Genomic DNA, 7300 nt, shown 5'->3' with positions numbered 1-7300 from the left:
CGTGCAACAACAATCGGTTCACGTTAAATGCCATCATTTGGCTTTGATACAAACACGATAACACCTACTAATAACGGTATAGAAAATCATAATTATCATTATTAAAATCATCCACTTACACTGCATGCTTCTTAGTTTACTTGAGGCATAACAATGACACGCACTCTAATKACAATGCTAGTTGTAGCCAGCATTGCTGGTTGTAACTCATCCGGCGATAGCCGCTCTACATCACCTTCCCCAGCTACGGCAACGCCATCCATTCAAATTGATAAAACWGAATGAGCTGATTGCAACACTAAAGAGCCAGAAAACCATTAACGACCAGATAATGGTGATTTATGAGCGCTATGAGCCTTTGTTAGATCGCTCTGATTCGTTGACAGGACCAGATACTAACCAAGATGGCATTCGAGATGACGTCGAAGCGTTTATTGATGCGTTAGAAGTAACAGAGCCTGTTCGTAATGCTCTAAAGCAGGATGCGAGATTTACACAAGAAAACTTATACTATGACTTTAGCGTTCCAAGTGACGAAGCTACTGACCGAGCGCTTAGAATTGCCAAAAAAAATTATAAAGTGTTAGCGTGTAAGGACTATGTAGGAATCCCGGTTAGAGATATAACGAATACATCTAGAACAATTACTGCGCTAACTTACAACACAAAAGCTCGAACTTTAGCCTATCTGTCATACAATCGACTGCTCAATGGCTCTGGTGGAACATTACTTGAGGCAGAGGAAGAACACTGTGAATAAGCTTTTATTAATTTCAATATCTGCGTTTTCTTCTCTGCCACCCGCCTCGGTACTCGCAAATAACTGCCAAGTGGCTGGCTATACTGTTGGTTTTTTTAATGGTGTGGCTACTACGAGAACACAGGCAGAAAATGGTTTACTGGAGCTAAAAAAATCTCTTGCCATCCAACAATATCGAGGTCAACCAGTTGAGTTCACTCTGTTCTACAACGACTCTAATTACGAAGAAAGGGGTATTGATGTACTAGCCGACTTTGCTGAGACCTTCGATCAACGAACCAACGAGCTCGAACAAAAGCAGTTTGAGCGATGGGAAGCTTTTTGGGATGTCGTAAGCGGTAGAAATAACAGCCCAATCATCAAAAAAATTGACTCACTAGTAAAAGGTTTCCTTGCCTTCGTGAATGATACCTTAAGCCGAGGTATCAACGAGATTATTCACGAGTTTTTGGAAGGTTTGGCGTCTTTAGCGGGGAGTGATATCAACACTGACGAGGTTCGAATGAAACATCGTCTTCGTAATGACTCACAGACTTGGCAAGGTAAAAAACTGATTTATTTGGCCCATTCACAGGGCAACCTTTGGGTGAATGAGTCATTTCATTATGTCAATCAGCGTTTGGGCTATGATGAAACGAATATTAAAGTTATCCATATTGCCCCCGCTTCACCGACGCTTAACGGCGACTACATTTTATCGGACAAAGATCATGTCATCAACGGATTGAACTTTACTGGAATTGGTTCAGTACCGTTTCCAAACATAAGTATTCCGACAAGTGATCAAGATAGTTTGGGACATGGATTGGTGGAAATATACCTTACCAATCAACAAACCAAACAGATGATCAAAGACGCGGTAGACAAAGCGCTGGATAGCGTCAAATATCCAGCAATGGAAGATTACCTATTTGATATTCGCTTCGAATACTCAGAAAACTACTTGAAAGCGCATCGTCCACCGAAAATTGCCTTTGTCGACAGTTTAGAAAGCAGGGACTATTGTGGCTTATCGAACGTAGATTATTTTTTCGATTTCTATGGTGCATGTGGTAACTACTATCGAGCGGTTGAAGATGCTGGTAGTCCTTATATCACTAGTGAGAGAGAACTTGTTGTCTCCAAGAAGAATCCTGTACTTATTCCGCTCACCATACCTGATGGCCAACAGCCGTATCACCTTCAAGTGCAAGAATGCCTTGCTATTCCGCCAGCGGGATCTTTTCTGTTGGGTGAAATTGCAGGCATTTACGATCTTGAAGCACCCCTCGATCTTACCGCTAAACTCGTGGTTACTGATCGATTTGGACGAGAGTATGATATTGATGACAGAGATGTCAGCCCGCACATAGAAGGTGGGTACCTTAAGTGTGCTGGTACCGGGTCTTTCAGTGAACTGGTAGCGATACAATCTGGGTATAGCGATGATGAAAAACGGTACCGTAAGACCGAGCAGCTTACTGGTACGTATGAGTTGAGTGCACAAAAAATCTGGCATCATTGCGGAGGACATTGAAAAAATCCCCTCAGTTGAGGGGATTTTGCTATTTCTCTGTTTACTCTTTTTCTATAAGTTTGGGCCCGTCGATGGTCTATGTGGTTGATTGTTGCTTAGCTGAACCATGCCTTGGTACATGCGCAAGAACCAAACCAATATCGCGAGTGCCGCAAACAGCATACCCACGTAGGGAATCGCGTAGGCAACGCTGTTGAGTACGTTGTCCAAAACCGTACTGCTGACCCAGTATTCACTGACGCCGACCAGTACACCGTTCGAGGTTGCTACGGTGACGATCAAGACAACGAAAAACGTGAGATAAAGGAAGAAGGTTCGAATTAATCCATAGTAGTGTGAATTAACAACCTCACCATCTTGGTTTTTATCCAACCGATACCCTGCATAAACAATCGCGATAACGCCAGAGAGTAAGAAAGTAAATGGCGTTAAACAGCTTAGGATGTAAGCAATCCAAATGCCCTTATGAGGTTTGTTCACGATGACCTCCTACCTTCGTTTGCTCGTTGGTGCGAGCGGTTTGAGAGCCGCTCTGCTGCTCTTTCTCCATCATTTCTGCATACCACAGATCATGATGTTCTTTGGCCCATGTTTCATCCACTTCACCGGTGACCATGCCTTCGAGAGCCCCTTCCATCCCAAACAAGCCAATGTAGATATGGAAGATAAATCCGCAGATAAGGATCAACGCCGAAATCATGTGCACAAGGTTAGAAAGCTCCATATCACGGCGTGTTTGACCAAAGATGGGGAAATCTAGGATCAGGCCACTGGCCGCGACAAACACACCAAAGAAAATCAATAACCAGTAGATCGCTTTCTCACCACCGTTAGAAAAACCTGCCGATGGATGGGTGCCTTTGTGTTTGCCTACCATGCCACCGAGCTTCATAAACCAACGTACATCCGTCATTGTTGGAATGGATTTACGCCACCATTTCAGCAAGATAAAGGTCAGCAAAATGAAGAACAATGGCCCCATGTAGTTGTGATATTGCTTGGCAAGCAGAATAACAAAACCCCAAATTTCAGAAGGAACGTAAGGTTTTAAGAAGTGCTTGCCATACACCAACATTAAGCCACTAAACGCAAGGGTGAGAAAGGTAAACGCCATGCTCCAGTGAAGCGCGCGATCCCATCGTGACCAACGTTTGATCTTTTTCCCTGTGCGAGGTTTGCTGAGCATCAAAGGGCCAACAAACACATACGCCATGATCACCATCGCAATGCTGCCAAAAATGGCGATTGCCCCAGCAGGCGACATCCATTTTTCTTTTAACAGATACCAAGTTTGACCTGGAGTACTGATAAGCACGCCATGCTCAGGAAAGGTCGACGTGGTGTAACCCGCCTCACCTGCCCTAACTTGACGCCAAAAATCGGCCCCGGCTAATTGCGTCATTTCCGTTTGATCGACAGAGTTCTCTTTTTCTTGTGCTACCGTGGTAAAGCTTAAGGTCAACAGCAGTACTGTCCAAAAAGACAGTACTGCAAGAGAACCACGTTTAAGCGCTTGTAACATGACTCTCTCCAAACTTAGCTGCGAGTTGCATCGTAGGATAGATCTTCACCGTTGGTCCAACCGGCCTCTTTTGCACCACGTTCTACGACACGTTGACGGAAGATGTCGGAGATTTTCTCAGCATCACCCGCCAAGAGGGCTTTGGTTGAACAAAGCGAAGCGCACATCGGCAGTTTGCCTTCAGCAATACGGTTGGCACCATACTTCTGACGCTCTTCTTCTGAGCCCGGTTCAGTGTTTGGACCACCGGCGCAGAAGGTGCATTTGTCCATTTTGCCACGCTCGCCAAATGAGGCTTGTTTCGGGAACTGAGGCGCGCCAAATGGGCAAGCAAACAGGCAGTAACCACAACCGATACACAGATCTTTGTTGTGGAGCACAATGCCATCTTCGGTGTGTTCAAAGCAGTCTGCAGGACAAACCGCCATACAAGGGGCATCGGTACAGTGCATACAGGCCACTGAGATGGAGTTTTCGCCCGGTTCACCGTCGTTTAAGGTGACAACACGGCGGCGCTGAATGCCCCACTCTAATGCGTCGTCATTTTCATTTTTACAAGCGGTCACACAGCCGTTGCATTCAATGCAGCGTTTGGTGTCGCAGAGGAATTTCATTCTAGCCATTTCAAGACTCCTTACGCTTTACGAATGTTACAGAGGGTGACTTTGGTTTCCTGCATCTGAGTGACAGGATCGTAACCGTAGGTGGTGGCGATGTTTGCTGATTCGCCAATCACGTACGGATCAGTACCTTCTGGGTACTTATTGCGTAAGTCTTCACCTTGGAACTTGCCGCCAAAGTGGAATGGAATGAATGCCATTCCTGGTCTTACACGGCGTGTCACCATGGCTTTAACATGAATACGGCCTTTCTCTGCCCCTTCAACCCAAACCATGTCGCCATCTTTAAAGCCCAAATCGTTGGCGTCTTTCGGGTTTACTTCCACAAACATCTCTTGCTGCAATTCTGCCAACCAAGGGTTCGAACGGGTTTCTTCACCGCCGCCTTCGTATTCCACCAAACGGCCAGAAGTGAGGATGATCGGATACTCTTGCGACTTATCTTGGTCTTGAATCGACTTATACAGCGTTGGCAAACGATAGATTGAAGCGGCGTCATCCCATGTTGGGTAATCGGCAATTAAATCACGACGTGGCGTGTAAAGCGGCTCGCGATGCAGTGGCACACGATCTGGGAACTCCCACACGATAGTACGTGCTTTGCCGTTACCAAAAGGTATACAACCATGCTTGATGGCAACACGCTGGATACCCCCCGAAAGGTCGGTTTTCCAGTTTTTGCCTTCCGCGAGCGCTTTCTCTTCTGCAGTCAGATCGTCCCACCAACCCAGTTGTTTTAGCAGTTTGTCACTGAACTCTGGGTAGCCATCTTGGATTTCACTGTCTTTCGAGTAGCTGCCATCGGCCAGCAGGCTCTTACCTTCAAACTCAACGCCGAAACGTGTACGGAAGGTGCCTCCACCCAGTGCAACAGGTTTCGATGTATCGTAAAGAATGTGGGTTCCCGGGTGCTTCATTTCTGGAGTGCCCCAGCATGGCCAAGGTAAACCGTAGGTTTCACCATTCGCCGGTCCGCCTTCTGCTTCCAACGTGGTTTTGTGGAAGGTGTGCCAGTTTTGTTGGTGTGCTTTTAAGCGCTCAGGGCTTTGGCCAGTGTAACCAATGGTCCACATCCCTTTGTTGAACTCACGCGTGATGTCTTCAATCACTGGTTGATTATTGACAACGCGAACGTTTTTAAACAGTTGATCGGCAAAACCCAGCTTTTTGGTCAACAGATACATGATTTCATGATCAGGTTTGGACTCAAACAACGGTTCGATCACTTGATCGCGCCATTGAATGGAACGGTTTGACGCCGTCACACTGCCATGGGTTTCAAACTGAGTTGTGGCAGGAAGCAAATAGACACCATCGGTGCGATCGTTCATGACGGCAGCGACGGTTGGATATGGGTCGACAATTACCATCATGTCGAGTTTTTCCATCGCCTTTTTCATTTCTACGCCGCGGGTTTGCGAGTTAACCGCGTGGCCCCAATAGAACATGGCGCGAATGTTATCGTTTTGCTCGATACTGTCTTTGTTTTCCAGTACACCATCGATCCAACGAGACACAGGAATGCCCATGTTGAACATTGGTTGTTTGCCGTTGTATTTGTTCTGGTCAAAGCGGTTTTTCAACCATTCGAAATCGATGCCCCACACGTTCGCCCAATGTTTCCATGAGCCTTCTGCCAAACCGTAGTAACCCGGAAGCGTGTGCGATAAAACGCCAAGGTCTGTTGCGCCTTGCACGTTGTCGTGACCACGGAAAATATTCGCACCACCACCAGATTTACCTAAGTTGCCGAGCGCCAGTTCAAGCACGCAATAAGCACGCGTGTTGTTGTTGCCTGTGGTGTGCTGAGTGCCGCCCATACACCAAACGATACAACCTGGACGATGATCAGAAAGCAGTTTCGCTGTTTGGTAAACGTCTTCTTCACTTACGCCGGTAACGCGCTCAACTTCTTTCGGGTTCCACTTCGCCACTTCAGTGCGAATCTCGTCCATGCCAAATACACGTTGGCGAATGAATTCTTTGTCTTCCCATTTGTTGTTGAATACATGCCAAAGTACGCCCCAAATAAACGCGACATCGGTACCTGGGCGCAGAGAAACGTAGTGATCCGCTTTAGCTGCTGTGCGCGTGCGGCGAGGATCCGCAACGACGATCTTACAGCTGTTTTTCTCTTTGGCGATGAGGATGTGCTGCATGGCAACTGGGTGGGCTTCGGCAGGGTTTGAACCAATGAACAACATCGACTTACAATTGTGCATGTCGTTGAAGGAGTTGGTCATCGCGCCGTAACCCCAAGTGTTTGCTACCCCAGCAACCGTGGTGGAGTGACAGATACGCGCTTGGTGATCGACGTTGTTGGTGCCCCACATCGATGCCATTTTACGGAAAGTGTACGCTTGTTCGTTGTTGTGCTTAGCACTGCCCAGCCAGTAGACAGAATCCGGGCCAGATTGCTCACGAATTTCCAACACTTTGTTGCCGATCTCTTCGATCGCTTGATCCCACGAAAGTTTTTTCCACTTACCGTTTTCCAACTTCATTGGGTATTTTAAGCGACGCTCACCATGGCCGTGCTCGCGTAATGCCGCGCCTTTGGCACAGTGACCACCAGCGTTAAATGGGTGATCAAACGCGGGCTCTTGACCTGTCCAAACACCGTTTTGCACTTCTGCGTAAATACCACAGCCTACAGAGCAGTGAGAACAGATGGTGCGTTTCACTTCGATAGGCGCGCTTGCATCGACACTTTTCGCTTCCGCTTTACGGATCATTCCTGGCGCAAATAAGCTTGCGCCGGCAATTGCGCCACCAGCAGCAAGTGAACTATTGCGCATAAATACACGACGGCTAATACCGAGCTGTTTTTGCTCTTTCGTGACGCTGTCTGAGCGTTTAATTAGTTTCATTGAGGACGGCTC

4 protein-coding genes and 2 pseudogenes are annotated in these 7300 nt (G+C 47.1%); 2 read left to right on the top strand and 4 right to left on the bottom strand.

Translation table 11 applies throughout. The features are described 5' to 3' along the window. The first annotated feature begins 153 nt into the window (after positions 1 to 153). Positions 154 to 760 (top strand): annotated as a pseudogene (locus CIK04_RS13375) (chromosome partitioning protein ParA). Continuing rightward, entirely contained in the window at positions 753 to 2276 is a 1524-nt protein-coding gene (locus tag CIK04_RS13370; RefSeq protein WP_176463335.1) for a hypothetical protein, read from the top strand. Before CIK04_RS13375 ends, CIK04_RS13370 begins: the two are co-directional and overlap by 8 nt. A gap of 51 nt (positions 2277 to 2327) precedes the next feature. On the opposite strand, the gene CIK04_RS13365 is transcribed toward CIK04_RS13370, so the two are convergent. The 4 genes and pseudogenes from CIK04_RS13365 to CIK04_RS13350 all read right to left on the bottom strand — a co-directional run bounded on the left by CIK04_RS13365 (position 2328) and on the right by CIK04_RS13350 (position 7288). Continuing rightward, a complete protein-coding gene (locus CIK04_RS13365; RefSeq protein ID WP_097352718.1) occupies positions 2328 to 2756 on the bottom strand; it encodes a hypothetical protein in 429 nt (142 codons plus the stop codon). Further along, positions 2740 to 3717, bottom strand: a pseudogene (locus tag CIK04_RS13360) (formate dehydrogenase subunit gamma); the annotation flags it as partial. The gene CIK04_RS13365 and the pseudogene CIK04_RS13360, both read right to left, overlap by 17 nt. Positions 3718 to 3812: 95 nt before the next feature. After that, positions 3813 to 4421, bottom strand: coding sequence for a formate dehydrogenase FDH3 subunit beta (gene fdh3B / locus CIK04_RS13355; protein ID WP_011150292.1), 609 nt, complete (start codon positions 4419 to 4421; stop codon positions 3813 to 3815). Positions 4422 to 4432: 11 nt separating this feature from the next. Continuing rightward, positions 4433 to 7288 carry a formate dehydrogenase subunit alpha gene (locus tag CIK04_RS13350; protein ID WP_053542030.1) on the bottom strand — a complete coding sequence of 952 codons (2856 nt, stop codon included), beginning with the start codon at positions 7286 to 7288 and terminating at the stop codon, positions 4433 to 4435. Positions 7289 to 7300: the final 12 nt, after the last annotated feature.

Source organism: Vibrio sp. 03_296 (assembly GCF_002265885.1).
This window is presented reverse-complemented; position numbering and strand designations above follow the sequence as displayed.

Excerpts from the sequence above, each read along its gene's own strand:
- fdh3B (WP_011150292.1), bottom strand. The coding sequence starts at position 4,421 with ATGGCTAGAATGAAATTCCTCTGCGACACCAAACGCTGCATTGAATGC.
- CIK04_RS13350 (WP_053542030.1), bottom strand. The coding sequence starts at position 7,288 with ATGAAACTAATTAAACGCTCAGACAGCGTCACGAAAGAGCAAAAACAG.